This window comes from Aquisalimonas lutea (genome assembly GCF_030409225.1).
Taxonomy (GTDB): domain Bacteria; phylum Pseudomonadota; class Gammaproteobacteria; order Nitrococcales; family Aquisalimonadaceae; genus Aquisalimonas; species Aquisalimonas lutea.
Genome location: NZ_JAUFPK010000001.1, coordinates 213880 through 240179, shown reverse-complemented (window position 1 = coordinate 240179; position 26300 = coordinate 213880). Strand labels below are relative to the sequence as shown.

The window sequence follows — 26300 nt, the reverse complement described above, 5'->3', positions numbered from 1 at the left end:
TTCCGGTATACCGTTCCTGTAGGGACCATATACCAGGCATGTACATCCACGGTAGCCGCTCTCGCCGGACCGCCTCCGGCGCGGTGCCCCATCGCGGGCACATGCTGTCGCTGGAGCTGCTCCTCGCCCTGGCTGCATCCGCGGGCCTCGCCGCCGCAGTGTACGCCGTGCTGCCCGTGCCGCCGAGGGTCCCCGTGGCGGTCATGATGCTGGCCCTGGCCGGCGCCGCCGGACTGTTTCTCCTGCGGGCGCAGCTGCCCGTCGGCGGCCTGGGCCCGGCCAGCCGGGTCACCCTGGGCCGCGGCGTCCTGGCGCTGCCGTTGCCGGCGCTGGCGCTCCACCCGGAGGCCCTGGCCGGATCCGGCGCTTGGTTGCCCCCGGTGCTTGCCGCGATGGTTCTGGTCCTCGACGGGGTCGACGGCTGGCTCGCCCGGCGCATCGGGTCGAGCAGCGCCTTCGGCGCGCGGTTCGACATGGAGCTGGACGCGCTGGTGCTCCTGGCGCTCGGCCTGCTGGTGTGGCGAACCGGCCTGACGGGGCCCTGGGTCCTCCTGATCGGTGCCATGCGCTACGCGTTCGTTGTCGCCGGCTGTTTGCTGCCGGTCCTGCGGGCGCCCTTGCCGCCATCGTTCCGCCGCAAGGCGGCGTGCGTGATCCCGGGCATCACCCTCACCGCAGTGCTCGTGCCCGGTGTCCCCGCAGGGGCGGCCCGCGGCGGCGTGGCGGCGGCGCTCCTGGTGCTCGCGGGCTCGTTCCTGGTGGATGTCGCCTGGCTGCTCCGTCACCGGCACCAAGGCTTGGCCGCTGACGCCCGGGCTGCAACAATGCTTCGCTCGCAGGCCAGGCGCAGGAGATCACGCCCATGAGCAGTACCGAGCCACAAGAGCCGGCGACGGACTCGCGCGCCGAAGCGCCGCAAGCGGGCGGCGGCAATCCGCGGCAGATGCCCATGGTGGTGTACATCCTGTACCTGGTGAGCTTTGTCACCGCGATCACCGCGCTGGTCGGCGTCGTGCTGGCCTACGTCAACCGCGGCGATGCCCCGGCCTGGGTGCAGAGCCATTACGCCTTCCAGATCCGGACGTTCTGGTGGAGCCTGCTGGCCGTGGTGGTCGGCTCGCTGCTGTCGGTCTTCGGCGTCGGGCTGCTGATCCTGTTCGCCTGGATGATCTGGATGATCGTCCGTTGCGCGGTGGGGCTGTCCCGGCTCAGCGAGAATCGACCCATCGATCATCCGGAAAGCCTCTGGACCGGACGTTGATGTCCCGCAGGCCCCGGGGCGTCACGAACAACCGAACCACGTGCGCCGCGCGGGCGGCGATTCCGGGGGCTGCCACGCCGGCGGCAAAGACGCGTACTCTTGACGGGGTGCCGGTGCCCCCGGCCCGCACACCGAGTCAGCCAGAACAGCGGGAGCGCCCATGAGCAAGGATTTCCAGGAACAGGCACTGCGATACCACCGGGAGCCGCGCCCCGGCAAGCTGGAGATCGCCCCGACCAAGCCGCTCGCCAACCAGAGGGATTTGTCCCTGGCGTACTCGCCTGGGGTGGGCGCGGCATGCCAGGCCATTCTAGCGGATCCGGACGAGGCGGCACGCGTGACCATCCGCGCCAACCTGGTGGCCGTGGTGACCAACGGCACGGCGGTGCTGGGCTTCGGCAACATCGGGCCGCTGGCGGCCAAGCCGGTGATGGAGGGCAAGGCCGTCCTGTTCAAGAAGTACGCCAATATCGACGTCTTCGACCTGGAGGTGGAGGAGAACGATCCGGAGGAGCTCGTCCGGACGGTGGCGCGCCTGGAGCCCACCTTCGGCGGCATCAACCTGGAGGACATCCGGGCGCCGGAGTGCTTCGTGGTCGAGGAGGCGCTGCGCGATCGCATGAACATCCCGGTGTTCCACGATGACCAGCACGGCACGGCGATCATTGTCGCCGCGGCGGTGACCAACGCGCTGCGGGTGGTGGGCAAGTCCTTCGAGGACCTGCGCATGGTGTGCTGCGGGGCGGGGGCGGCGGCGCTGGCCTGCCTGGACCTGCTGGTGAAGCTCGGGGTGCGGCGCGAGCACATCACGGTGACGGATATCGACGGCGTCGTGCATACCGGCCGCGAGAACGGCATGGACCGCTGGAAGGCGGCGTATGCCCGGGACACGGACGCGCGCACCCTGGACGAGGTCATCGACGGGGCGGACCTGTTCCTGGGGCTGTCGGCGCCCAACGTGCTCAAGCCGGACATGGTCCGGCGCATGGCCGATCATCCGGTGATCATGGCGCTGGCCAACCCGACCCCGGAGATCCTGCCGGAGACCGCCCGGGAGGTGCGTCCCGACGCCATCATCGCCACCGGCCGCTCGGACTACCCCAACCAGGTGAACAACGTCATCTGCTTTCCCTACATCTTCCGCGGCGCCCTGGACGTGGGCGCCTCGGATATCAACGACGCCATGAAGATGGCGGCGGTGGAAGCCATCGCCGACCTGGCCATGGACGAGCCCTCCGAGCTGGTGACCAAGGCCTACGGCGGCGCGGCGGCGCGCTTCGGCGCGGACTACCTGATTCCGAGCCCCTTCGACCCGCGGCTGCTGGTGCGCATCGCCCCGGCGGTGGCGCGGGCGGCCATGAACAGCGGTATCGCCGTCCGGCCCATCCAGGACTTCGGCGCCTACCGGCAGCAGCTCATCCAGTTCGTGTACAAGTCCGGGCTGCTCATGAAGCCGCTGTTCGAGCGGGCCCGCCACGGGCCCCGGCGGCTGGTCTACGCCGAGGGCGAGGACCGGCGCGTCCTCCAGGCCGTCCAGGAAGTGGTGGACGAGGGCCTGGCGACACCCATGCTGGTGGGGCGGCCGTCGGTCATCGAGGCGCGCATGAGCGAGCTGGGCCTGCGCCTGCGAGCGGGCCAGGATGTGACCATCGTCGACGTGGACAACGACCCCCGCTTCCGCGACTACCACACGGAGTACCAGCGGCTCATGGGGCGCCGGGGCGTGTCCCCGGACGAGGCCAAGGCCACGGTGCGCACCAACGCGACGGTGATCGCTTCGCTCATGGTGCGCAAGGGCGATGCCGACTGCATGATCTGCGGCTCCGTGGGCAAGTTCCAGCGGCACCTGGACGATGTCGATCACGTCATCGGCGTCGCTGACGGCGTGCACTCGCTGGCGACCATTACGGCGCTGATACTGCCCGCGGGCACATTTTTCATCTGCGACTCGCACGCCTCCATGGCACCGTCGGTAGAGGAGCTGGTGGAGATGACCGGCATGGCGGCGGAGCAGGTGAGCGCTTTCGGCATGGAGCCCAAGATCGCGCTGGTGTCGCGCTCCAACTTCGGCACCCAGGACTCCGACGCCTCCCTGCGCATGCGCGAGGCGGTGCGGCGCCTGCACCGGGAGCGGCCGGACCTCGAGGTGGACGGCGAGATGCACGCCGACGCGGCCCTGTCCCAGGAGATCCGCGACGCGGCGTATCCGGACTCGCGGCTGCAGGGAGCGGCCAACCTGTTCATCATGCCGGGCGCGGACGCCGGGCACATCGCCTACAGCCTGCTCAAGGTGCTGGGCGGCGGCGTGTCCGTGGGGCCGATTCTCATCGGCGCGCGGCAGCCCGCGCACGTGGTGACGCAGTCGATTACCGTGCGCGGGCTGGTGAACATGAGCGCGCTGACCGTCGCCCAGACGCAGGCGCACGAAGCGGCGCAGGAAGAGGCCGTTCAACAGGCTTGATCATCCGGGGGTGGCGGATCCCGCCACTCCGGTAACCGTATCGGGGGAGACGAGATGCTTTCGATGGTGTTGCGCCGGGGCCTTGTGCCCATGGTCTCGATCCTGGTGGCCCTGTGGCTGGTAACGATGCCGGCGGCCGCCCAGGACGCCGCTTCCGGGGATGAGCGCAGCGAGTCCTACGCCCGCCTGGCCGACATTCTCGAGGACGAGCAGGCCCGCGAGCGGCTGATCAGCGAGCTGCGCAGCCAGGCCGGCTCCGGCGATGCCGGGGCGGGGGAGCAGACCGCCGCGGATGGCGGTGAAGCCGCCGGTGAGGCGGCCTCGCTGCCGCGGCAGATCGCCGACTTCACCCAGGGACTGGCGGAAGGGTTCGTCTCCGAGTTCCGGGAGGCCGCGGGCGTGCTCGGGCGGCTGGGCTCGACCGGCGCCGGGGCGGACTTCTCCGGCTTCGGTGCCGCGGCCCTGGAGCTGGTTCTGGTCATCGCGGTGACCCTGGCCGCGTTCTTCCTGCTGCGGCGGCTGGCGCGGCCGCTGTTCGCGCGCACCAGCGCCTGGGCCATGGCGGGTTTCGGCGACGGCCTGGGGCTGATTCGCCGCGCGGTTGCTGTGGTTGCCGCCGCGCTGGCGGATCTGGTGGTGATCGTGCTCGCCTGGCTGGCCGGGTACGCCCTGGCGCTGTTCGTACTGGGCGATGCCGGGATGATGGATACGCGGCAGGCGCTTTTCCTCAATGCCTTCCTGCTCATCGAGGTGTTCAAGGCGGTGATCCGCATCGTGTTCGCCTCCCGGGACGAGGGCCTGCGCCTGCTGCCCATGGCAGGCGAGGAGGCGGCCTACTGGAATCTCTGGCTGGCGCGGCTCGCCGGCGTCATCGGCTACGGGCTCATGGTGGCCGTGCCCATCATCAACGCCGATCTTGCCCCCGAGCTGGGCCGGGTGGCGGCCATTGCGATCATGGCCGCGGCCTTCCTGTACGCGCTGGTCATCATCCTGCAGAACCGCCAGCGGGTGCGCGACAAGCTCGGCGCCCGGGCGGCGAGCGCCGCCACCGGGTTCGGCCGCTCCGCGCTCCAGCTCCTGGGGCGCGTCTGGCACCTCCTGGCCATTGCCTACTTCGCGGCGCTGACCGTCGCCACGCTGGTGCGGCCCGAGGACGCCCTGCCGTACATGGTGCAGGCCACGCTGCAGACCCTGGTGGCCATTGGCGGCGGGGTTTTCGTGTCGGTGCTGCTGAGCCAGGTGATCGGACGGCGTATCCATGTGCCCGAAGAGACGCGGCAGCGCTTCCCGTCCCTGGAGGAGCGGTTGAACGCGTTCGTGCCCACGGCCCTGAAGGTGGTGCGCGGCGTGATCCTGATCGGGGTCGTGAGCCTGGTGCTGGATGCCTGGTCCATCTTCGATCTCGGCGCCTGGCTTGCCTCGGATGCGGGGACCGCCACGCTGGCAACGGCCGTCACGGTGGCCCTGATCGTGGCGGCGGCGGCCGGGATCTGGATCGCCGTGGCCAGCTGGATCGAGCACCGGCTGACCCCGGAGGCCCGGGGGCGCGAGGCGGGTTCCCGGGAGCGGACGCTGCTGGCGATCTTCCGTAACGCCTTTGCCGTGATCCTGATGACCATGACGGCGATGATCGTGCTCTCGGAGATCGGCATCAACATCGGGCCGCTGATCGCCGGCGCCGGCGTGCTCGGCCTGGCCGTGGGGTTTGGTGCCCAGAAGCTCGTCCAGGACGTGATCACCGGCGTGTTCATCCAGCTGGAGAACGCCATCAACGTCGGCGATTTCGTCACCGCCGGCGGTTTGTCCGGCACCGTGGAAAAGCTCACCATCCGCTCCCTGGCGATGCGCGACCTCGCCGGCACCTACCACATGGTGCCGTTCTCCAGCGTGGATACGGTGTCCAACTACATGCGCGACTACGGCTACCACCTGGGGGACTACGGGGTTGCCTACCGGGAGGATACCGACGAGGTCATCGCCCGGCTGCAGGAGGCCTTCGACGAGCTGATGCAGGATCCGGATCAGAGCAAGGCCATCCTGGGCGGACTGGAAGTCTTCGGCGTCACCGCCCTGGGCGACAGCTCGGTGAGCGTGCGCGTGCGCATCAAGACCGTGCCCGGCATGCAGTGGGCCGTGGGCCGGGCGTACAACCGCCTGGTCAAGCGCCACCTGGATGCCGCCGGCATCGAGATCCCGTTCCCGCACATGACGCTGTACTTCGGCCAGGACAAGGATGGCGCCGCGCCGCCGGCCAACGTCCGCATGCTCGGCGGCGCCGCCGAGGCGCCGGCGCCCGATGCGGCAACCGCGCCGGACCCCTCGGAGGTGACGGGCACGCAACGCAAGCCGGGTTCGGACCCGGCCGAGTGACGGCCCGTGGGGCGCTCCGGCAGTCGCTGCCGGAGCCGGCCCCCATGCGGCGATTAGCCCTGTGCGCGCATGCCGCCCCCCGACGGGCCGCCCCCGGAGGGTGGCGGCGTCCAGACGTTGCGGAATGCCTGGTGACTTCTGGCCGGGATGTCGCGGGAAAACCGCAGCCCTACCCCGCTGCCGCTGCGCACGCCGGTGATGCGGCCCGACGTGATGCCGTGGCGGCGGGCGACGTCCTCGCAGGCGGCGGCAAAGCCGGTGGGCGGCTGCCCCCGGCGGATACTGGCGCGGCCGCCGGTGAGCTCGACGATGAAGACCACGCGCAGCCGCAGCAGCAACACGGCGGCGACAACGGCCAGCAGCAGGCCGGCGGTAACGGTGGCGAGCAAGGGGTCAGGTCCGGCGATCATCGGCGCCCACATTACCCGCGCAGGCTGGCCCGTGCCACCGTCCAGGCCACGACCTCGCGGGCGCCTGCGCGGAGCAGGACGCGGGCGGCCTCTTCCGTGGAGCTGCCGGTGGTGACGACATCGTCCACCAGGGCGACGCGCTTTCCGGCAACGGCCGGGGCGGCGCGGAACGCGCCCCGCATGTTGCGGCGGCGTTCGTCCCGGCCGAGGCCGGACTGCGGCGCCGTCTCCCGCACCCGTCGCAGGCACCGGTCTCCCAGCGGAATCCCCCGGTGCGCGGCGATGCCCCGTGCGATCTCCGTGGCCTGGTTGAAGCCGCGTTCCCGCAGCCGGCGGGGATGCAGCGGCATCGGGATCAGCACGTCCGCCGCGGCCCCTGTCCGCCCGATTTGCCGGGCCAGGATCGTACCGAGCACCCGGCCCGCCGGCAGCTGGCCGTGGTACTTCAGTCCCTGGATGAGCCCGTCCAGGGGTTCATCGTAGAGCCACGGCGCGAGCAGGGACCGGAACGGCGGCGGCCGGCGCTGGCAGCGCGCGCAGTCCGGCTGTCCGGGAGGTACCGGCAGGGCGCAGTGCCGGCAGGGGAAGCGGTTCCGGGGCAGGTCGCGATAGCAGCCCGCGCACAGGTCCAGCGTACCCAGGCCGGTCTGCCCGCAGCACAGGCAGCAGGCGGGCAGCAGCGCCTGGAGGCGGCGGATCGCTTTGGCAGCCTGCTCCATGGCTTCCGGCTTCACGGGTCCGTGTTCGCCGCCAACATCGCAGACACCGGGAGCCACCGCAATACCGGGGCACATCCCCGGAATGCCTGAAGGACCGAAGGCGATCCGTCGCGACCGGCAGCACGACGCGCTCCGGGTGCTGCGCCTCCCGCCGGCTTGTCCGCGCGCTGCGCGGCTGGCGGTGCCGCCGGGGTTGCGCACAGGGGTATCATGGTCGATACCGGGTCCCGGAGGTGTGCGCATGAGCGAACAGGAACCACGATTCGACCGCGGCGCGATCAGGCGTGCCTTCGATGCCGCGGCGGCGACCTACGACGACGCCGCGGTGCTCCAGCACGAGGTGGGGCAGCGCATGCTCGGCCGGCTGGATTTCATCCGCCTGGCGCCGGAGCGCGTGGTCGATGTCGGCGCGGGAACCGGCACGCTGACCGCGGCGCTGCGCCAGCGCTACCGCAAGGCCCGGGTCATGGCGCTGGACCTGTCGCCGGCCATGCTGCGCCGGGCCCGGGAGCACGGCAGCTGGTTGCGGCCGCTGCCGGTGGTCTGCGGCGACGCCCAGGCCCTGCCGCTGGCCGACCGCAGTGTCGACCTGCTGTTCTCCAATACCGCGTTCCAGTGGTGTGACGACCTGGATCGCCTGTTCGAGGAATGCCAGCGGGTCCTGCGCCCGGGCGGGTTGCTGATGTTCTCGACGTTCGGGCCCGATACCCTGCGGGAGCTGCGCGAGAGCTGGTCCGACGCCGATGACGCCCGCCACGTCAACCGCTTCGTGGACATGCACGACATCGGCGACGCGCTGATCTCCGCCCGTTTCGCCGACCCGGTCATGGACATGGAGTACTTCAACCTGACCTACGAATCGGTCGATTCCCTGATGCGCGATCTCAAGGCCGTCGGCGCCGGTACGCTGCGGGGCGGGCGCGCCCCGGGGCTCACCGGTCGTGGGCACCTGCGGCGCATGACCGCTGCCTATGAGCGCTACCGGGGCGTCGACGGCCGGCTGCCGGCGACCTGGGAGGTGGTCTACGGCCATGCCTGGGCCACGGACGAGCTGCCGCAGCACAAGGACGCCAGCGGTGCGGTCACGTTCTCCCTGGAGTCCTTCCGCAGCCGGCTGCGGAAGGACTCCTCCTCGTAATGATCCGCCCTGGGGCGTGCCGGGCACGGGCCCGGGTCGTCCCCGGTGGGCGCTGAACGGGCGCGACGGCGCCCCGGGCGCCGGTGCCGCCTTTTCTCCGGGGGGGAAGTTCTCTAGAATGCAAGGCCGATCCGGTGTCATGGCAGTCCGGTCCTGGCATGCCGGGGTCGCCCGTGGGGCCCTGGGGGTTTGTGCCGCCATGGCGATGACGCGAACCGAGACGGCGGCCGATACGCGGCTGTTTGATCTGCGCCCGAACGCCGGTGTCTACTGGCAGCAGACCCTGGTCATCTTCCTGATGTTTTCCGCGGTTTGCCTCGGTGTTGCGATCGCGTTCACGGTCGCGGGATTCTGGCCGATCCTGCCCTTCGCCGGTCTGGAGGTTGTGGCGCTGGGCGCGGCGCTGTATGTTTCAGCGCGCCGGGGGGATTACCGCGAGGTGATCCGGGTAGGCCCGGACCGGGTGCGCGTGGAGAAAGGGCGTCGCCAGCCCGAGCAGACCTGGGAGTTCCGGCGGGCCTGGTCCGCAGTGGAGCTTCAGCGGTCGCCGGTACAGTGGTATCCGGCCCGTCTCGTGATCCGGTCGGGTGCCGACCAGGTCGAGTGTGGCGCGTTTCTCAATGACGAGGAGCGCGAGAGCCTGGCCGCGGAGCTTACGGGCTGCATCGGCCCCATGGCCGGCGGTGACGGCAGACCGCCGCGCTCGGCCGCCCCGCGGGGCGAGTGACAGCAAACAGGCAAAGCCGCCAGTTCCATTTGGGAGAGCGCGTGGAATGATTTCGAAGATGCTGGTGAGAGCCCTGGCCGCCATCGGCCTGCTCGCGAGCGCGGCCCATGCGGCCGCCGAGCCCGGTGAGTCCGGCTGGCGCCAGCCCTGGGGCATGAATCTGCCCGAGGGGGTGACGAGCCTGAGCCAGGAAACCTACGACCTGCACATGCTCGTCTTCTACATCGTCTGCGCCATCGGCGCGTTCGTGTTCATCGGGATCTTCTATTCCGTCTGGAGGTTCCGCCGCTCCGCCGGTGCGCGGCCGGCCCAGTTCCACCACAACACCATGGTGGAGATCATCTGGACGGTCATCCCGTTCCTGATCCTGCTGGGCATTGCGATTCCCGCCACCCAGAGCATGATCACCATGAGGGACACCACCGACCACGAGATGACGGTCAAGGTGACCGGCTACCAGTGGCTGTGGGAGTACGAGTACATGGACGAGGGCATCAGCTTCTTCAGCCGGCTGGACGAGGACAGCCAGCGTGCGCGGCAGCGCAATCCCGAGGTGGCGCCGGAGGAGGTGGACCACTATCTGCTGGACGTGGATAACCCGCTGGTGGTGCCGGTGGATACGAAGATCCGCTTCCTGCTCACCTCCAACGATGTCATCCACTCCTGGTGGGTTCCGGAGCTCGGCTGGAAGCAGGACACGGTTCCCGGCTTCGTCAACGAGGCCTGGGCGACCATCGAGGAGCCCGGCGTCTACCGCGGCCAGTGTGCCGAGCTGTGCGGCCGGGACCATGGCTTCATGCCCGTGGTGGTGGTCGCCATGGAGCAGGACGACTACGAGGCCTGGGTCGATGAGCAGACCGGCGGCGAGGAGTCCGCGCAGGCCGCGTCCGGGGACGAATCAGGGAGTGAATCCGGGGGTGGTGAATCCGGAGAGCAGGCCGGCGGCGGCGAGCCGGAAGAACTGTCGCAAGACCAGCTGATGGCCCAGGGCGAGGAGGTCTTCGGCAATCAGTGCGCCGCCTGCCACCAGGCCGACGGCCAGGGCATGGGGAATTTCCCCGCGCTGGCCGGGAGCAGCGTCGTGACCGCCGAGGATCCGCAGGAGGTGCTGGATGTCGTCATGAACGGGGTGTCCGGCACCGCCATGCAGGCATTCGGCGATCGGCTCGACGACCGTGAGATCGCCGGCGTGGTTACCTATATTCGCAACGCCTGGGATAATGATACCGGCGATGTCGTACAGCCGGCGGCCGTCCAGGCGGCCCGCTGACTTCGTTCGGGATTCTGCAAGAGAAGGGTTCGGCCATGTCCTCTACGACGCATGACACGCATCACGAGCACGGGGATCACCACGCTCCCCCGTACGGCATCACCCGCTGGCTGTTTACCACCAACCACAAGGACCTGGGCGTTCTGTACATGTCGTTCGCCCTGCTCATGTTCTTCGTGGGCGGCGCCATGGCGATGGTGATCCGCGCGGAGCTGTTCCAGCCCGGGCTGAACGTGGTGGATCCGTACTTCTTCAACCAGATGACCACCATGCACGCGCTGGTGATGATCTTCGGGGCCGTGATGCCGGGCTTCACGGGTCTGGCCAACTGGCTGGTGCCCGTGCAGATCGGCGCCCCCGACATGGCCCTGCCGCGCGTCAACAACTGGGCGTTCTGGCTCCTGCCCGCGGGCTTCGTGCTCCTGCTGGCCACCCTGTTCATGCCCGGCGGCGGCCCGGCCGGCGGCTGGACCATGTACCCGCCGCTGGTGCTGCAGATGGGCGACGCCTTCCCGTTCCTGATCTTCGCGGTGCACATCCTGGGCATCTCCTCGATCATGGGATCGATCAACATCGTCGCCACCATCCTGAACATGCGCGCCCCGGGCATGACCCTGATGAAGATGCCGATGTTCGTGTGGACCTGGCTGATCACCGGCTTCCTGATCATCGCCGTGATGCCGGTGCTCGCCGGGGCGGTCACCATGCTGCTCACGGACCAGTACTTCGGCACCAGCTTCTTCAATACGGCCGGCGGCGGCGACCCGGTGATGTTCCAGCACGTCTTCTGGTTCTTCGGTCACCCGGAGGTCTACATCCTGATCCTGCCGGCGTTCGGGATCGTCTCCGCGATCATCCCGACGTTCGCGCGCAAGCCCCTGTTCGGCTACAGCTCCATGGTGTACGCCGTGGCGGCGATCGCCTTCCTGTCGTTCATCGTCTGGGCGCACCACATGTTCACGGTGGGCATGCCGCTGGCCGGGCAGCTGTTCTTCATGTTCGCCACCATGCTGATCGCGGTGCCCACGGGGGTGAAGATCTTCAACTGGATGGCGACCCTGTGGCGGGGCAGCATCACCTTCGAGACGCCCATGCTGTTCGCCCTTGCCTTCGTCATCCTGTTCACCATCGGCGGGCTCTCCGGGCTGATGCTGGCGCTGGCACCGGTGGACCTGCAGTACCACGACACCTATTTCGTGGTCGCCCACTTCCACTACGTGCTGGTGACCGGCGCCGTGTTCGCCATCATGGCGGCGGTGTACTACTGGCTGCCCAAGTGGACGGGCCACATGTACGACGAGAAGCTCGCCCAGTGGCACTTCTGGCTGTCGGTGATCTCGGTGAACGTGCTGTTCTTCCCCCAGCACTTCCTGGGCCTCGCCGGCATGCCGCGCCGTATTCCGGACTACGCCGTGCAGTTCACGGAGTTCAACATGATCTCCTCCATCGGCGGGTTCGTGTTCGGCTTCTCGCAGCTGCTGTTCCTGTGGCTGGTGATCAAGTGCGTGCGCGGCGGCGAGAAGGCCAGCGACCAGGTCTGGGAAGGGGCCCAGGGGCTGGAGTGGACGCTGCCCTCGCCGGCGCCGTACCACTCGTTCGAGACACCGCCGGTGGTGAAGTAACGGAGGCCGGGTGAGCGACGACGACGATCGCAGGCCGAGACGGCGGCGCGCCCTGATTACGGCCCTGCTCCTGGCCGCCGCCGCCTTCGGCTTTTACCTGAGCTTCATCCTGGTCCAGGTGCAGTTATGAGGGGCACGGCGGCCCGCCGCGGCCCGGCTCGCGGCCACAGCGATCGGCCCCGGCGCGCGGGCTGAATGCCGAGAAACGAGGATACACAACGATGAGCCAAGCAGAAGGCAGCTATTACGTCCCCCACGAAAGCCGATGGCCGGTCTACGGCGTGCCGGGCATGGTTCTCCTGGCCGCCGGTTTTGCCGTCTATCTCAATGGCGGCGACTGGGGCGTGCCCACCATGGTCCTGGGGGCCGTGATCACTCTCATGATGGTGGTCATGTGGTTCCGGGACGTGATCAACGAGAGCGTCTCCGGCAAGTACAACCACCAGGTGGATGTTTCCTTCCGCCAGGGGATGGCCTGGTTCATCTTCTCCGAGGTCATGTTCTTCGGTGCCTTCTTCGGGGCGCTGTTCTATGCCCGGGTGTTCATCGTCCCGTGGCTGAGCGGGGCGGACCCGGCCACCAGCCAGTACCTCTGGGATTCCGTGCTCCTTTCCTGGCCCACGGCCGGCCCCGGCATGCAGGATCTGCAGTACGAGGCCATGGGCCCGTGGATGCTGCCGGCGCTGAACACGCTGATCCTGCTGACATCCGGGGTCACCCTGACCTGGGCGCACCACGCCATCAAGGAGAATCACCGCAGCAAGGTGGTTCTGGGGCTATTGGCCACGGTGCTGCTGGGGGCGACCTTCAGCTTCATCCAGGGGTACGAGTACATTCACGCCTGGCACGATCTCAACCTGCAGCTGAGCACGGGGATCTACGGGTCGCTGTTCTACATGCTCACCGGGTTCCACGGCCTGCACGTGATCATCGGCGCCCTGACCCTGCTGGTGATCCTGCTGCGCGTCCTCAGGGGCCACTTCACGCCGGATGATCATTTCGGTTTCGAGGCCGCGGCCTGGTACTGGCACTTCGTCGACGTGGTGTGGCTGGGGTTGTTCGTGTTCGTCTACCTGATCTGAGCCCGCCCTGGACCTGCCCGGGTGCCATGCTGCGGCACCCGCGGCTTCACGCTCTGCGGGGAATTCGCCCGGTGCTGCCGTGTCTACGGCCGTAGCGGATCGTGCGGCTCGATGATGCCCGCGAAGATGAGCAGCAGCAGGATCAGGAACAGACCGACGGAGAGGCCGATTCGCCAGGTCAGGGCGCGTACGACCCGGCGCGAGTTGCTCCGGTCCCGCACCAGGAAGAAGGCGCCGGAGAACAGGCTGACCACGATGGCCAGCATGGCCAGGATCACGGCAATCTTGATGACCAGGGTCATGGCAAGGCGTCCGGAAGCTGCGGTCATAGGCGGGCGAAACGCCCTGGAACGGTGCCCATCATACCCGTCGTGGCGGTAAGCGCCCACCCGGAGACTAGGAGGATGCATGCGCATCGGGCGGTACCAGTTCTCACCGGGGCGCATCCCGACGCTGGCGACCGTGGTGCTGCTGCCCGTACTGATCGCGCTGGGGTTCTGGCAGCTGGACCGCGCGGAGCAGCGCCGCGCCCTGGAACAGGCCTACGAGAGCCGCGAGGAGCGTCCGACGGTGGACCTCAACCGGGAGCGAGCGCCGTCGGCGGACGGCCCCCCGCACAACGCCGTGGCGCAGGGGCGCTATGACGCGGACCGCCAGCTGCTGCTGGACAATCAGACATACCGGGGTGAGACGGGCTATCACGTGCTCACGCCGGTGCGCCTGAGGGGGCGGGATGCGGCGGTTCTCGTGGACCGCGGCTGGGTGCCGGCCGGCGACAGCCGCGCCGAGCTTCCGGAGGTGTCGGTGCCCGAGCATCCCGTCGAGGTGACGGGGTATCTGGATGACGGCCCGCCCACCGGCATCCGGCTGGGCGGCATGGCCGAAGGGGAGACGGGCTGGCCGCTGAGAATCCAGTATCTGGATTTCGATGCCCTGGAGGAGCGGCTCGGCTACCCGCTGGTGCCTTCGGTGCTGCGCCTCGATCCCGAAGCTCCGCACGGCTATACCCGCGACTGGGGGCCCGCCTTCCGCGAGGGCTACGGGCCCGAGAGAAACCAGGGCTACGCCCTCCAGTGGTTCGCCCTGGCGCTGGCCCTGGCGGTGATTTACGTAACGGTCAATACGCGACGGATGAGTCCTGATGACGCCCAATGATCACCGGACCCGGCGTGGCCGCCGGCTGCTGCTGTTGCTCGTGCTGCTGTTCCTGGTGCCGCCGGCCATTGCCTGGACGCTGTACTTCTCGGGCTGGCGTCCGGCCAGCACGTCCAATCACGGTGAGCTCCTGGATCCGCCGGTACGGCTGGAGGCGCCGGAGCTGGGCCGGGTCGCGGGGCCGGATCCCGGGACACCGGACCTGCGGGGCGAGTGGACGCTGCTCATGACGCTCAACGGCACCTGCCGGGAGGTCTGCATGGAGCGGCTGCGCCAGACCCGCCAGATCCGGCTCGCCCTGGCGGAGGACGCCCGCCGCCTGCAGCGCGTGCTCGTGGTCCCGGAGCACGGCACGCCGCCGACGCAGCGCCAGCTTCTGGGCCAGGAGGATCTGCACGTGGTGACCACGCGGTCACTGGAGTGGACGCGGACGCCCCGGGACGGGGAAGTGGTGTCCATCAGCCTCGTGGATACCCGTGGATTCCAGATGATGCGCTACGCGCAGCCGCTGAATCCGTCGGGCATGCTGGAGGATCTGCGGCATCTGCTGCGCCTGTCCAACAGCGAGCTGGAAACCCTCGACGGGTTGTCGCAGGGAGGCTGACGCCATGGGCAACCGGTTGTTCTTTCGCTTGTGCTTCACCGCCTCGGTGCTGACGCTGATCGTCGTGCTTCTCGGGGCCTGGGTGCGCCTGGAGGATGCCGGCCTCGGCTGTCCGGACTGGCCGGGATGCTACGGCATGCTCCTGGGCGTGCCGAATACCGAGGCCGCCGTGGAGGCCGCCAACGAGGCCTACCCCGAGCGGCCCGTGCATGCCGGCAAGGCCTGGAAGGAGATGGTTCACCGGTACGTGGCGGGCGGGCTGGGTCTGCTGGTTTTCACCATCGCGGCCACCGCCGTCCGCCGGCGGCGGCAACCGGACCAGCCCCTGGTGCTGCCGGTATTTCTCGCCGGACTGATCATCGCCCAGGCGGTGCTGGGGATGTGGACGGTCACCTGGCAGCTCAAGCCGCTGGTGGTGACGCTGCACCTGCTCGGCGGCATGGCGACCCTGGCGCTGCTGTGGTGGCTCAGCCTCCGTACCGGCCGGTTGTTGCCAGCCGCGGCGGAGTCGACGGCCCGGAGGATGCAGCCGTGGGTGCTCGTCGTCGTCGCCGTCGTGGCGGTCCAGATCGCGCTCGGCGGCTGGGTCAGCACCAACTACGCGGCCCTGGCCTGTACCGATTTCCCCCGCTGCGGCGGCAGCCTGTGGCCGGCGGATGCCGATTTCGCCGATGCCTTCGTGCTGTGGCAGGGGCTGGGCGTGGACTACGAGTTCGGGGTGCTGGACCACCCCGCCCGGGTGGCCGTGCAGTTCGTCCACCGCCTCGGTGCGGCGGTGACCGCCCTGGCCGTGATCGCCCTGGCCGTGGCCGTGTGGAGCCGCGTCCGCAGCGCGGTCCCGCGCCGGGCAACCGCCGTCGTGGTTGCCCTGCTTGTCGCGCAGTGGCTGCTGGGCATCACCAACGTCCTCGCCAGCCTGCCGCTGCCGGTCGCCGTGGCGCACAACGGCGGCGCCGCGTTACTGCTGTTGAGCCTCCTGACGCTTTACCATACATTGCGTCCGCATGATTCCGCGCGGGACGGCGGCCGGGCCGAACGAGGCATTCCTTCATGAAGTCGGCGACAACCGCAGGGCGTGAGCGCATGGCGCTGGAGAGCTACCGCTGGCAGGACTACTACCAGCTGTGCAAGCCCAAAGTGGTGGCACTGCTGGTGTTCACCGCCATTGTCGGCATGGTGCTGGCGGCCCCGCCGGCCGAGGTGCCCTGGGACGCGTTGATCTTCGGCAGTCTCGGCATCGCGCTGAGCAGCGGCTCGGCGGCCGCCGTCAACCAGATCGTCGACGAGAAGGCCGATGCCGCCATGGCCCGTACCCGGGGCCGCCCGCTGCCCCAGGGGACCCTGCCGGCCGGCCGGGCCGTGCTGTTCGCCGGCGCGCTGGGCGTGGTCGGGCTGGGCATGCTCTACTGGCTGGTGAATCCGCTCACCGCGTTGCTGACGTTTCTCTCGCTGATGGGCTACGCGTTCATCTACACGCTGTTCCTCAAGCGGGCGACGCCGCAGAACATCGTCATCGGCGGCGCCGCGGGCGCCGCGCCGCCCGTGCTCGGCTGGACGGCCGTGACCGCCAGCGTCGACCCCCACGCCCTGCTGCTGTTCCTGATCATCTTCATCTGGACGCCGCCCCACTTCTGGGCATTGGCCATTCACCGCAGGGAGGAATACGCCCGGGTGGATATTCCCATGCTCCCGGTCACCCACGGCGTGCGCTTTACCGAGGTCCAGATCCTGCTGTACACGCTGCTGCTGGTGGGGGCGAGCCTGCTGCCCTTCGCGACCCGGATGAGCGGGCTGCTGTACCTGGCGGGGGTCGTGATCCTGAACGCGGGCTATCTCTACTACGCCTTCGCGCTGCTGTATTCGGAGGACGACCGGCTGCCCATGCGCTCGTTCGGCTATTCCATCACGTACCTGATGGGCCTGTTCGGGCTGCTTCTGGCCGATCATTACCTGCCGCTGCTTCTGCGCCTGCTGCCGTCCTGAGGGGAGGGCGCGCAGGCGCCGCCGCAGCGTTGCCTCTACTCCTCGGTGAGCGGCACCAGCGTCAGCTCCACGCGGCGGTTCGCCTGGCGCCCCTGTTCCGTGCTGTTGTCGGCGATCGGGTACTCTTCCCCGAACCCGGCGGTGGCAATGCGCCGTGAGCGAACCCCCTGGCTTTCCAGGTAGCGCGCCACGCTCTCCGCGCGCCGCTCCGACAGGCGCTGGTTGTACGCCGTGCTGCCGGTGCTGTCCGTGTGCCCGGCGACCTCGATGAGTGTCTTCTCGTACTCCTCCAGCACCAGGGTCACGCTGTTGAGCACCTCGTAGAAATCCGCCCGCAGATCCGCGCTGTCGAAGCCGAACGTGATATTGCCCGGCATGTTCAGAATGAGTTCGTTCCCCTGGCGCGTGACGCTGACTCCGGTGCCGCGGAGCTGCTCCCGGAGCTCCCGCTCCTGGCGGTCCATGTAGGCGCCCACGGCCCCGCCGGACAACCCGCCGATGCCGGCCCCGATCAGGGCCCGCTTGCGGCGCTCGCGGCTATCGTCGCCGGTGGCAATGCCGATGGCCGCGCCGGCGATCGCCCCGATGGCGGCGCCGGTGGTCGCCCGTGCGGTCCGCTCCTCGCCGGTGTACGGGTCCGTGGTGGTGCACCCGGCGATACTGATGGCCAGCAGCGGCACGGCCGCGGCGACGAGGGGGCGGAGGCGTTGCTTCATGGTGTGGTCTCTCCGGATGTCTGCAAGAGGGGCTGCCTCGCTCGGCGTCATTCGTCCTGCCAGCGCCGCAGCACCAGCGAGGCATTGGTGCCGCCGAAGCCGAAGCTGTTCGACATGACCGCATTGAGCCCGGCATGGTCCCGGCGCTCGCGGACGACCGGCATGTCGCCCACTTCCGGGTCCAGGTTCTCGATGTTGGCCGAGGCGGTGATGAAGTCGCCCTGGAGCATCAGCAGGCTGTAGATGGCTTCGTGCACGCCGGCGGCACCGAGCGAGTGACCGGTCAGGGACTTGGTGGAGCTGACCGCGGGGGGCGCGGCGCCGAAGACGTTGCGTATGGCGTTGAGCTCGGTGATATCGCCGGCCGGCGTGCTGGTGCCGTGGGCGTTGATGTAGTCCACCGGGCCCTGATGGGTCGCCAGCGCCTGCTGCATGCAGCGCTCGGCCCCTTCCCCGGAGGGAGCGACCATGTCGTAGCCGTCCGAGGTGGCGCCGTAGCCGGTGATCTCGGCGTAGATGGTCGCGCCGCGGGCCCGTGCGTGCTCCAGCTCCTCGATGACCAGCATGCCGCCGCCGCCGGCGATGACGAAGCCGTCGCGATCGGCATCGTAGGCGCGGGAAGCGGTGGCCGGCGTGTCGTTACGACGCGAGGACAGCGCACCCATGGCGTCGAACAGCATGGTCATGGTCCAGTGCTCTTCCTCGCCGCCGCCGGCGAAGACGATGTCCTGCTTGCCGAGCTGAATCTGCTCCATGGCACTGCCGATGCAGTGTGCGCTGGTGGAGCAGGCCGAGGTGATGGAGTAGTTGATGCCCTGGATGCGGAAGGGTGTGGCCAGGCAGGCGGAGACGGTGCTGCCCATGACCTTGGGCACCATGTACGGCCCCACCCGCTTGACGCCCCGCTCGCGCAGGATATCGGCCGCCTTCACCAGGTTCTCGGTGGACGCGCCCCCGGATCCGGCGATCAGGCCGGTGCGGGGGCTGGAGACCTCGCCGGGTTCCAGGCCCGCGTCGTCGATGGCCTGCTGCATGGCGACGTACGCGTAGCCGGCGGCATCGCCCATGAATCGCCGCGGCTTGCGGTCGACGTGCTCTTCCAGGTCCAGATCCACGACCCCGGCGATGCGGCTACGCAGCCCCATCTCCTCGTAGCTCTCGCGGTAACGGATCCCCGAGCGTCCGTGCCGCAGGCTCTCCGTTACCTCGGCCTTGCTGTTGCCCAGGCACGAGACAACGCCGAGTCCGGTCACAACCACGCGTTTCATACAGGTTCGCTCCTCACGCAGCGCGAACATGGCTTCGGGCATGCACCACGGCCGGCCCGGGACGACGCGGCCGCGCAGTGCATGTCACGCCCGGGCCGCGTTCGCCGTCAACCGCCCTGTTCCATGGATTCGGGGGACTGGAACAGGCCGACGCGAAGGTCCGAGGCATTATAAATCGCCCGGCCGTCGACGAGCATCTCCGCATCGGCGATTCCCATGGTCAGCTTGCGCATGATGACCCGCTTCATGTCGATCCGGTAGGTCACCAGCTTGGCGCTGGGCAGGACCTGGCCGAAGAACTTGACCTCCCCGGCCCCCAGGGCCCGGCCGCGGCCCTGGCCGCCCTTCCAGCCCAGGAAGAAGCCGACCAGCTGCCACATCGCGTCCAGGCCGAGGCAGCCCGGCATCACCGGATCATTCTCGAAATGGCATGCAAAGAACCAGAGGTCCGGGTGGATGTCCAGCTCTGCATGGATCTGGCCCTTACCGTACGCACCTCCCGTGTCGTCAATGTGTACGATCCGGTCGAGCATCAGCATGTTCGGCTTCGGCAGTTGCGGGTTGCCCGGCCCGAACAGCCTGCCCTCGGCGCACTCGATCAGCCTCTCGTAGTCGAAGCTCGAGTCGTTCTTGAGATAATGCGGATTGGTGGCCATTGGTTCCTCGGGCCGTGCCTGCGCTGTCGCCAGCGGGGCACGGCGTTCGTGAATACGGGCAAAGTGTAAGGGATACGTCGCCGGGGATCGAGTAGTGATCGGTTGCCGGCGCCGGACAAAAAAAACCCCGTGCGGACACGGGGCAAGCGTGGAGGGCAATCACGTAAGGCATGGTTCAGCGTCTGCCCGGCGGCAGGGCCGCGGCGCCGACGGCTGTCGTGGGGCCCGGGCCCGGGCCTACTGGCGTTCCTCGATCATGCCGACGACCTCTTCGCGCAGCTCCGGGTCGCGCTCCAGCGCCGCGGCCACCGCCGAGTACTCCTGGACCTCCAGGCCGTTGGCCTCGATGGCCGCGACCATCTTGTCGTTGGCCTCCTGCTGGAGCTGCTGGGCGTCCTCGGTGGCTTCCGTGTCCTGCAGCCGCTCCGAGTACTCGCGGTGGACCTCGCCGACTTCCACGTAGGCATCCGCGAACTGCTCCAGGGTCTCGTCGTCGAAATCCTGCTGTTGCCGTGTTTCCGCCGGGGCCTGCTCCTGCTGCGCGCTCTGACCGCCCGGGTCGTCCTGCGCGTGCAGCAGGGGGGACAGAAGCAGCCCGGACAGCAGCGGAACCATGACGCGAAGGGCGTTGCGCTGTTTCATCGGAGTCTCCTCGAACGGTGCGTGATGGATGATGGCCCGGGTGATGCATCCCCTGTGCCACCCGAGGGAAGGCGTGGTCGATCCGGGCGCGCTCCCCGGTCCGGGGCGGCGTCAGTCGGTGCTCCGGGCACGGGTCGGCGCGTGTGGCAGGAGAACCGTGTGACATGTAGTGTGTATTTATGGCACATGCGCCAGAATCTCCCGTAGCCCTGCGACAGCTGCGCTCTGCCTGGAGCGGTGGCTACAGCCTCCGCTGGGCGCTGATCCTGCGCGTTCTCGTGCCCCTGCTCCTGGCCATGGGGCTGATCACCGTCGTCGGCCTGCGCACCCTGGAGTCCGCCCTGGAGACACGGATGAAGGAGGACGTGGAGCTGATCGCCCGCGCCGTCCGCCTGCCCATCAGCGACAGCCTGGAGCGCGGCGAGTACGCCAGCGTCCGCCAGGCGCTGGAGTCGGTGTTCCGCATCGGGCGGGTCTACGGCGCCTCGGTGTACGACGACAACGGCGACCTGGTCGCGGCCGTGGGGGCATTCAACCCGTCGCCGCGGAGCCGGGCCCTGGCGGAGCGGGCATCCCAGGGCGAGCGGGGAGGCAGCTACGAGCGGATCCAGGGCCGCGAGGTCTACTCCTACTTCGAGCCGCTGACCGATGCCGGCGGCGACAGCAGCGGTCTCCTCCAGGTGACCCGCCGCGGCAGCGACTTCCGCAACGACATCGCCCGGCTGCGGCTGCAGGCGACGGTCTTCATGGGGGTGGCCGGCGGCGTGATTACGCTGCTCCTGCTGGTGGGTCACCGGGGAGCCATCGGCAAGTACCTTTCAGCCCTCGCCGGCAGCATGGCCCGGATCGAGGCCGGGGACCGCCAGCATCGCGCGGCGACCGAGGGTCCCAAGGAGGTCCGGTCGCTGAGCTCCGCCTTCAATACCATGCTGAACAGCATGCAGGCGGCGGAGGCCGAGATCGCGCGGCGCCGCTCGGACCAGGCGCGGCTCGAGGACGAGCTGCGGCACGCGGAGAAGCTGGCGGCCATCGGTCGCCTGGCGGCGGGGGTGGCCCACGAGCTGGGTACGCCGCTGAGCGTGATCGACGGCAAGGCCCAGCGTGCGCTCCGGCACGCGGATCAGGACTCCCGCCAGGAGCAGGCGCTGGAGCGGATTCGCGGCGAGGTCGCGCGCATGGAGCACATCGTCCGGCAGCTGCTCGAGTTCGGGCGCTCCGCGAACCGGCAGTTCCGCTGGACGCGCGTGGGCGACCTGGTGCGCGCGGCGGTGGCGTCACTGGAGGACGTCATTCGCGAGCACGGCGTCACGGTGGTGCCGGCGGACCGGGCGCCGGAGGCGGAGCTGCACGTGGATCCGGTCCGTATCGAGCAGGTGCTGGTGAACCTGGTGCGCAATGCCATCCAGGCCGGCGCCCAGTGTGTCCGCCTGCGCTGGGATGCCGACGAGGAACGGGTGTGCCTGTGCGTGGACGACGACGGACCCGGTGTCGCCGACGACAACCGCGAGCGCCTGTTCGAGCCGTTCTACACCACGCGATCGGTGGGTGAGGGCACCGGTCTCGGTCTTGCGGTGGTCCACGGCATCGTCACCGAGCACGGCGGCACCATTGCGGTGGACGACAGTCCCGAAGGCGGGGCGCGCTTCCGGGTGATCCTGCCTCGTCAGGCCGACGGGGCGGATGCGACACGACAGCGGAGTGATCATGGTGGACAAGACGACGACCAGGGCGGAGGCGGTCCTGCTGGTCGAGGATGACGCCGGCCTGCGCGAGCTGCTCCAGGAAGAGCTTGAGGAGGCCGGCATGGCCGTGGAGCCTGCGGACTCGGCGGAGAAGGCGCTGCGTGCCCTGCAGCAGGCCAGTCCGGACCTGGTGATCAGCGACCTGCGGTTGCCGGGCATGGACGGCATGGCCCTGCTCCAGGAGGTGCGCAACCTGCACGCCCGGCCGGCGTTTCTCATCATCACGGCCTTCGGCACCATCTCCCAGGCGGTGGAGGCGCTGAAGCGCGGCGCCGACGAGTTCCTCACCAAGCCGCTGGACCTGGAGCACTTCATGCTTGCCGTCCAGCGCCTGATGGAGACGCGCCGGCTGCGGGGCGAGGTCCAGCGCTTCCGCCAGCTCATGGAGCAGGACAGCTTCCACGGCATGGTCGGGCGCGGCCGCGCCATGCAGGTGATGTTCGACCAGATCCGCCAGCTGGCGCGCGCCGCCGGCCCGGTGCTGGTCGCCGGCGAGAGCGGAACCGGCAAGGAGCTCGTGGCGCGGGCCATCCATGCCGAGAGCAGCCGCGCCCGTGCGCCGTTCCAGGCCGTGAACTGCGCCGGCGTGCCCGCGGAGCTGCTGGAGAGCGAGTTCTTCGGGCACGAGGCGGGCGCGTTCACCGGCGCATCCCGGGCGCACAAGGGCCTGTTCGACCAGGCCAACGGCGGCACGCTGTTCCTGGACGAAATGGGCGAGATGCCCATGGCCCTGCAGGCGAAGCTGCTGCGCGTGCTCCAGGACGGCGTGATCCGGCCGGTGGGCGGGAACCGGGAACACCAGGTGGACGTGCGTATCGTCGCCGCCACCAATCGCCGGCTGGAGGAGCTCATCGAATCCGGCGACTTCCGCGAGGACCTGTTCTACCGGCTGGAGACGTTCACGCTGCGGGTGCCGCCCCTGCGCGAGCGCGAGGACGACATGGAGCTGCTGGCGGCGCGCTTCCTGGAGCGCTTCGCCGTGCAGATGGATCGCGACGTGCGCGGGTTCACGCCGGCGGCCATGCAGTGCCTCAAGCAGTACGGCTTCCCGGGCAATGTCCGCGAGCTGGAGAATGCCATCGAGCGGGCCGTGACCTTCTGTCACGACGAGCAGGTGGATGTCGAGCACCTGCCCGCGCGCATGCACCTGGAGCAGCGCCCGCGGATCCAGGCCGCCGGGGCCGACCAGGTCATGGGCGAGTTCCTGGACGGACCCGTCCTGCCGACGCTGGACGAGCTGGAGCGGCGCTACATCCGCTATGTCCTGGACCAGGTCGGGGGCAACAAGCGCCGGGCCGCGGCCCTGCTCAACGTCAGCCGCCGGACGGTGTACCGCCGCCTGGACGAGGACAGCGACCAGCGGATCAACTGATCCCGTGCCCGGGTGCGTCGGGGTCGTCGTGCACCCAGTCCGCCAGGTGGTCTTCCAGGGTCTCCGGGTCCACGGCCTGCTCCGGCACCACCCGCCCGCGCACCGACACCCCGGCCTCGTGCACCGTCTCCCGGGAGCCGCTGACCAGGTGATGCCACCAGGCCAGGCCCCGGCCCTCGGCGACGCGCCGGTAGGCGCAGCTGGGCGGCAACCAGGGCGCCGTGCGGGCGATCTCGGCGGTCATCTGCAGGCAGTCGGGTACCTCGCGGTGACGCCGCGGGTAGTCGGTGCACAGGCAGGCGTGGCAGTCCAGCAGCCGGCAGGCGACGCCGGTGGCGAACACCTCGCCGCTGTCCTCGTCCTCGAGCTTGTGGGTGCAGCAGCGCCCGCAGCCGTCGCACAGCGACTCCCACTCGGCGTCGGTCATCTCTTCCAGCGACTTGTGCTCCCAGAAGGGCGCTGCCGGATCCGTTGCCATGGCTTCTCCTCCCCGCCGTGGTCAGGCGTTCAGCACGATGATGGCGCCGTTGAGCGCCACGGCATAGCTGACCCAGATCAGGTAGGGCACCAGCAGCAGCCCGGCGACCATGCGGATGCGCAGGAATGCGATGATCGTCGCGGCGAGCACGACCCACAGCAGGAGGATGTCCACCAACGCTGCGAACAGGGCGTGCTCGCCGAAGAACAGCCACGACCACAGGCCGTTGAGCGCGAGCTGGCCCAGGAACAGCGCCAGGGCCACGGTGGCCCCGGGGTCCCGCCGCCGGTGCTCCCAGATCATCCACGCCGCCACGCCCATGAGCGTGTACAGCAGGGTCCACACGGGACCGAAAAGCCAGTCCGGCGGGGTCCATGCCGGCTTGGCCAGCCCGGCGTACCAGGTGCCCGGGTCGGTGACCAGGGCGTTGCCGGTGGCGACGACAAAGCACAGGGACAGCCAGGCCAGCAGGGCGATGAGCGACATGCGATTCATGGGGTGGGGGCGGCCTCCGGATCAGGGTCGGACGATGCCTGGTGTCGTTTCCCGGGCGTGCATTCCGCGGGACACGACAGGCGCCGCGGCGTTATAATCCCGCGCCTTCGGCGGTGTGCGGGCCGAGCGGTGCCCGTGCGCGGAGCGACACTATGGTAACCCCCGGATGGAGCGCATGAGCAAGCTTCCCGATGCGGTGGCGGAGCGCCGCACTTTCGCGATCATCTCCCACCCCGACGCGGGCAAGACGACAGTGACCGAGAAGCTGCTGCTCTACGGCGGTGCCATCCAGATCGCGGGCACGGTCAAGGGCCGCAAGGCCGCGGCCCATGCCACCTCCGACTGGATGCAGATGGAGCAGGAGCGCGGCATTTCCGTGACCTCGTCGGTGATGCAGTTCCCCTACCGCGACGGCATCATCAACCTGCTGGACACGCCCGGACACGCGGATTTCTCCGAGGATACCTATCGCGTGCTCACGGCGGTGGATTCGGCGCTCATGGTCATCGACGCGGCCAAGGGCGTGGAGGAGCGGACCATCAAGCTCATGGACGTCTGCCGGCTGCGCACGACGCCCATCATGACCTTCGTCAACAAGCTCGACCGCGAGGGGCGCGACCCCATGGAGCTGCTGGACGAGGTCGAGGAAGTGCTCAACATCCGCTGTGCGCCCATTACCTGGCCCATCGGCATGGGCAAGGGCTTCAAGGGGGTCTACCACCTGTACAACGAGGCGGTGCACTTGTTCACGCCCACCCACGGCGGCCGGGTGCAGCAGGGCGAGATCATCCAGGGGCTCGATAACCCGCGGCTGGACGAGCTCTTCGGCAGCGATGCGGATGAGCTGCGCGAGGAGATCGAGCTCATCCGCGGCGCCAGCAACGCGTTCGACAAGGAGGCGTACCTGCGCGGCGAGCTCACGCCGGTGTTCTTCGGCTCGGCGATCAACAACTTCGGCATCCAGGAGCTGCTCGAGGATTTCGTGACCCATGCGCCGGAGCCGCAGCCCCGGGAGGCGCGGGAGCGCACCGTCGATCCCCGCGAGGAAAAGCTCACCGGCTTCGTGTTCAAGATCCAGGCGAACATGGATCCCAATCACCGCGACCGGGTGGCGTTCATGCGGGTGTGCTCAGGGCGCTTCCAGCGGGGCATGAAGCTCCGCCACGTGCGCCTGGGCAAGGACGTGAAGATCCCCAACGCCATCACCTTCATGGCCGCCGACCGGGACCAGGCGGAGGACGCCTACCCCGGCGACATCATCGGGCTGCACAACCACGGCACCATCCAGATCGGCGACACCTTCACCCAGGGGGAGACGCTGAAGTTCACCGGCATCCCCAACTTCGCCCCGGAGCTGTTCCGCCGCGTGGTGCTCAAGGACCCCATGCGCATGAAGGCGCTGCAGAAGGGCATCGAGCAGCTCTGCGAGGAGGGCGCCTCGCAGCTGTTCCGGCCGCTGCACAGCAACGATCTCATCGTCGGCGCGGTGGGCGTGCTCCAGTTCGACGTGGTGGCGCACCGGCTCAGGTCGGAGTACGGCGTCGACGCCCTGTTCGAGCCGGTGAACGTGAACACGGCGCGCTGGGTGAGCTGCGACGACCCGAAGAAGCTGGAGGAGTTCCGCCGCAAGGCCGGGGACAACCTGGCCGAGGACGTCGCCGGCAACCTGACCTACCTGGCTCCCACGAAGGTCAACCTGGACCTCACCCAGGAGCGCTGGCCGGATATCGAGTTCCATGCGACGCGGGAGCATTAGCAAGTTTGCAGTTGGCAGTGTTCCGTTTGCAGTGAGCGTAGGCGGCCCGCTCCTGCGCGTGCCGAGGTTCGGCCTTCGGGGATCCATCAGCGTTTGGCGGTGCCTGTCGGTGGTTGGCGGGGGTACGTTGGGGTGGGCGACTCGCGCAGCGCCGGAGCGCAGGCCGTCCGGCCCGAAGGGTGGCGGCAGGGATGCCGCCACCGGCTGTCAGCACACGGATGTGCTGTCAGCCGGCCAGGCCGGAGCGGAGGATAGGCCCCTGCTTCCACTGAAGCAGGGGCCGTAAGCGGAGCTCCGGAGCCCACCCCAACGTACCCCCGCCAACCACCGACCCGGCCGCAAGCCTTACAGGGTGATCAAACTATCCGGCCTA

Annotated in this window: 25 protein-coding genes; 16 read left to right on the top strand and 9 right to left on the bottom strand. The window is 69.1% G+C overall.

Annotated features, from left to right (window positions below; genetic code table 11):
- Positions 1–38 precede the first annotated feature (38 nt).
- From QWY84_RS01155 to QWY84_RS01140, 4 genes are all read left to right on the top strand, one after another.
- Positions 39–866 (top strand): CDP-alcohol phosphatidyltransferase family protein, encoded by an 828-nt coding sequence (locus QWY84_RS01155; protein WP_290200605.1) that lies wholly within the window; start codon positions 39–41, stop codon positions 864–866.
- Positions 863–1261: a DUF4870 family protein gene (locus QWY84_RS01150; protein WP_290200604.1), complete on the top strand. Its 399-nt coding sequence runs from the start codon at positions 863–865 to the stop codon at positions 1259–1261. Before QWY84_RS01155 ends, QWY84_RS01150 begins: the two co-directional genes overlap by 4 nt.
- A 160-nt stretch (positions 1262–1421) precedes the next feature.
- The gene (locus tag QWY84_RS01145) at positions 1422–3722 is read left to right on the top strand and encodes an NADP-dependent malic enzyme (protein WP_290200603.1); all 2301 of its coding nucleotides are present in this window, start codon (positions 1422–1424) and stop codon (positions 3720–3722) included.
- Between the two features lie 54 nt (positions 3723–3776).
- Positions 3777–6092, top strand: a complete 2316-nt coding sequence (locus tag QWY84_RS01140; RefSeq protein ID WP_290200602.1) for a mechanosensitive ion channel domain-containing protein — start codon at positions 3777–3779, stop codon at positions 6090–6092.
- Positions 6093–6145: 53 nt separating this feature from the next.
- Here the strand turns inward: QWY84_RS01140 and QWY84_RS01135 are convergent, their stop codons facing one another.
- Both QWY84_RS01135 and QWY84_RS01130 read right to left on the bottom strand, forming a co-directional pair.
- Complete coding sequence (locus QWY84_RS01135; protein ID WP_290200600.1) at positions 6146–6502, bottom strand: DUF3634 family protein; 357 nt, start codon at positions 6500–6502, stop codon at positions 6146–6148.
- An 11-nt stretch (positions 6503–6513) separates the two neighbouring features.
- Positions 6514–7221, bottom strand: a complete 708-nt coding sequence (locus QWY84_RS01130) for a ComF family protein (RefSeq protein ID WP_290200598.1) — start codon at positions 7219–7221, stop codon at positions 6514–6516.
- A gap of 241 nt (positions 7222–7462) precedes the next feature.
- On the opposite strand from QWY84_RS01130, the gene bioC reads away from it, so the two are divergent.
- From bioC to QWY84_RS01105, 5 genes are all read left to right on the top strand, one after another.
- A complete protein-coding gene (gene bioC, locus QWY84_RS01125) occupies positions 7463–8359 on the top strand; it encodes a malonyl-ACP O-methyltransferase BioC (protein ID WP_290200596.1) in 897 nt (298 codons plus the stop codon).
- Between the two features lie 199 nt (positions 8360–8558).
- Positions 8559–9086 carry a DUF2244 domain-containing protein gene (locus QWY84_RS01120; protein ID WP_290200595.1) on the top strand — a complete coding sequence of 176 codons (528 nt, stop codon included), beginning with the start codon at positions 8559–8561 and terminating at the stop codon, positions 9084–9086.
- 46 nt (positions 9087–9132) lie between these two features.
- The gene (gene coxB / locus QWY84_RS01115; RefSeq protein ID WP_290200594.1) at positions 9133–10356 is read left to right on the top strand and encodes a cytochrome c oxidase subunit II; all 1224 of its coding nucleotides are present in this window, start codon (positions 9133–9135) and stop codon (positions 10354–10356) included.
- Between the two features lie 35 nt (positions 10357–10391).
- Positions 10392–11978, top strand: a complete 1587-nt coding sequence (gene ctaD / locus QWY84_RS01110) for a cytochrome c oxidase subunit I (RefSeq protein ID WP_290200592.1) — start codon at positions 10392–10394, stop codon at positions 11976–11978.
- Between the two features lie 221 nt (positions 11979–12199).
- Complete coding sequence (locus tag QWY84_RS01105; RefSeq protein ID WP_290200590.1) at positions 12200–13060, top strand: cytochrome c oxidase subunit 3; 861 nt, start codon at positions 12200–12202, stop codon at positions 13058–13060.
- Between the two features lie 83 nt (positions 13061–13143).
- On the opposite strand, the gene QWY84_RS01100 is transcribed toward QWY84_RS01105, so the two are convergent.
- Entirely contained in the window at positions 13144–13362 is a 219-nt protein-coding gene (locus tag QWY84_RS01100) for a twin transmembrane helix small protein (RefSeq protein ID WP_290200589.1), read from the bottom strand.
- A gap of 106 nt (positions 13363–13468) precedes the next feature.
- Between QWY84_RS01100 and QWY84_RS01095 the strand changes: the two genes are divergently transcribed.
- The 4 genes from QWY84_RS01095 to cyoE are packed head-to-tail and all read left to right on the top strand — an operon-like array spanning position 13469 to position 16802.
- Complete coding sequence (locus tag QWY84_RS01095; RefSeq protein WP_290200588.1) at positions 13469–14215, top strand: SURF1 family protein; 747 nt, start codon at positions 13469–13471, stop codon at positions 14213–14215.
- Positions 14202–14819 carry a redox-active disulfide-containing membrane protein gene (locus QWY84_RS01090; protein ID WP_290200587.1) on the top strand — a complete coding sequence of 206 codons (618 nt, stop codon included), beginning with the start codon at positions 14202–14204 and terminating at the stop codon, positions 14817–14819. Before QWY84_RS01095 ends, QWY84_RS01090 begins: the two co-directional genes overlap by 14 nt.
- Before the next feature lie 4 nt (positions 14820–14823).
- A complete protein-coding gene (locus QWY84_RS01085; protein WP_290200585.1) occupies positions 14824–15873 on the top strand; it encodes a COX15/CtaA family protein in 1050 nt (349 codons plus the stop codon).
- A 29-nt stretch (positions 15874–15902) separates the two neighbouring features.
- Positions 15903–16802, top strand: a complete 900-nt coding sequence (cyoE, locus tag QWY84_RS01080; RefSeq protein WP_435372978.1) for a heme o synthase — start codon at positions 15903–15905, stop codon at positions 16800–16802.
- 35 nt (positions 16803–16837) lie between these two features.
- Here cyoE and QWY84_RS01075 read toward each other — a convergent pair whose 3' ends face one another.
- From QWY84_RS01075 to QWY84_RS01060, 4 genes are all read right to left on the bottom strand, one after another.
- Positions 16838–17518: a YiaD family glycine zipper/OmpA-like lipoprotein gene (locus QWY84_RS01075; RefSeq protein WP_290200582.1), complete on the bottom strand. Its 681-nt coding sequence runs from the start codon at positions 17516–17518 to the stop codon at positions 16838–16840.
- Positions 17519–17565: 47 nt separating this feature from the next.
- Positions 17566–18786, bottom strand: coding sequence for a beta-ketoacyl-ACP synthase I (gene fabB / locus QWY84_RS01070; RefSeq protein WP_290200581.1), 1221 nt, complete (start codon positions 18784–18786; stop codon positions 17566–17568).
- Positions 18787–18893: 107 nt separating this feature from the next.
- Positions 18894–19442, bottom strand: coding sequence for a bifunctional 3-hydroxydecanoyl-ACP dehydratase/trans-2-decenoyl-ACP isomerase (gene fabA / locus QWY84_RS01065; RefSeq protein WP_290200580.1), 549 nt, complete (start codon positions 19440–19442; stop codon positions 18894–18896).
- 237 nt (positions 19443–19679) lie between these two features.
- On the bottom strand, positions 19680–20084 hold the full coding sequence (locus QWY84_RS01060) for a DUF4168 domain-containing protein (protein WP_290200579.1): 405 nt from the start codon (positions 20082–20084) through the stop codon (positions 19680–19682).
- Positions 20085–20263: 179 nt separating this feature from the next.
- Between QWY84_RS01060 and QWY84_RS01055 the strand changes: the two genes are divergently transcribed.
- Positions 20264–21841: a sensor histidine kinase gene (locus tag QWY84_RS01055; protein WP_290200578.1), complete on the top strand. Its 1578-nt coding sequence runs from the start codon at positions 20264–20266 to the stop codon at positions 21839–21841.
- The gene (locus QWY84_RS01050; RefSeq protein WP_290200577.1) at positions 21789–23198 is read left to right on the top strand and encodes a sigma-54-dependent transcriptional regulator; all 1410 of its coding nucleotides are present in this window, start codon (positions 21789–21791) and stop codon (positions 23196–23198) included. Before QWY84_RS01055 ends, QWY84_RS01050 begins: the two co-directional genes overlap by 53 nt.
- On the opposite strand, the gene QWY84_RS01045 is transcribed toward QWY84_RS01050, so the two are convergent.
- Both QWY84_RS01045 and QWY84_RS01040 read right to left on the bottom strand, forming a co-directional pair.
- Positions 23191–23676, bottom strand: a complete 486-nt coding sequence (locus tag QWY84_RS01045; protein ID WP_290200575.1) for a YcgN family cysteine cluster protein — start codon at positions 23674–23676, stop codon at positions 23191–23193. The genes QWY84_RS01050 and QWY84_RS01045 overlap by 8 nt on opposite strands.
- Before the next feature lie 21 nt (positions 23677–23697).
- Positions 23698–24171, bottom strand: coding sequence for a TspO/MBR family protein (locus QWY84_RS01040; protein ID WP_290200573.1), 474 nt, complete (start codon positions 24169–24171; stop codon positions 23698–23700).
- Positions 24172–24346: 175 nt separating this feature from the next.
- Between QWY84_RS01040 and QWY84_RS01035 the strand changes: the two genes are divergently transcribed.
- Complete coding sequence (locus QWY84_RS01035; RefSeq protein ID WP_290200571.1) at positions 24347–25927, top strand: peptide chain release factor 3; 1581 nt, start codon at positions 24347–24349, stop codon at positions 25925–25927.
- Positions 25928–26300: the final 373 nt, after the last annotated feature.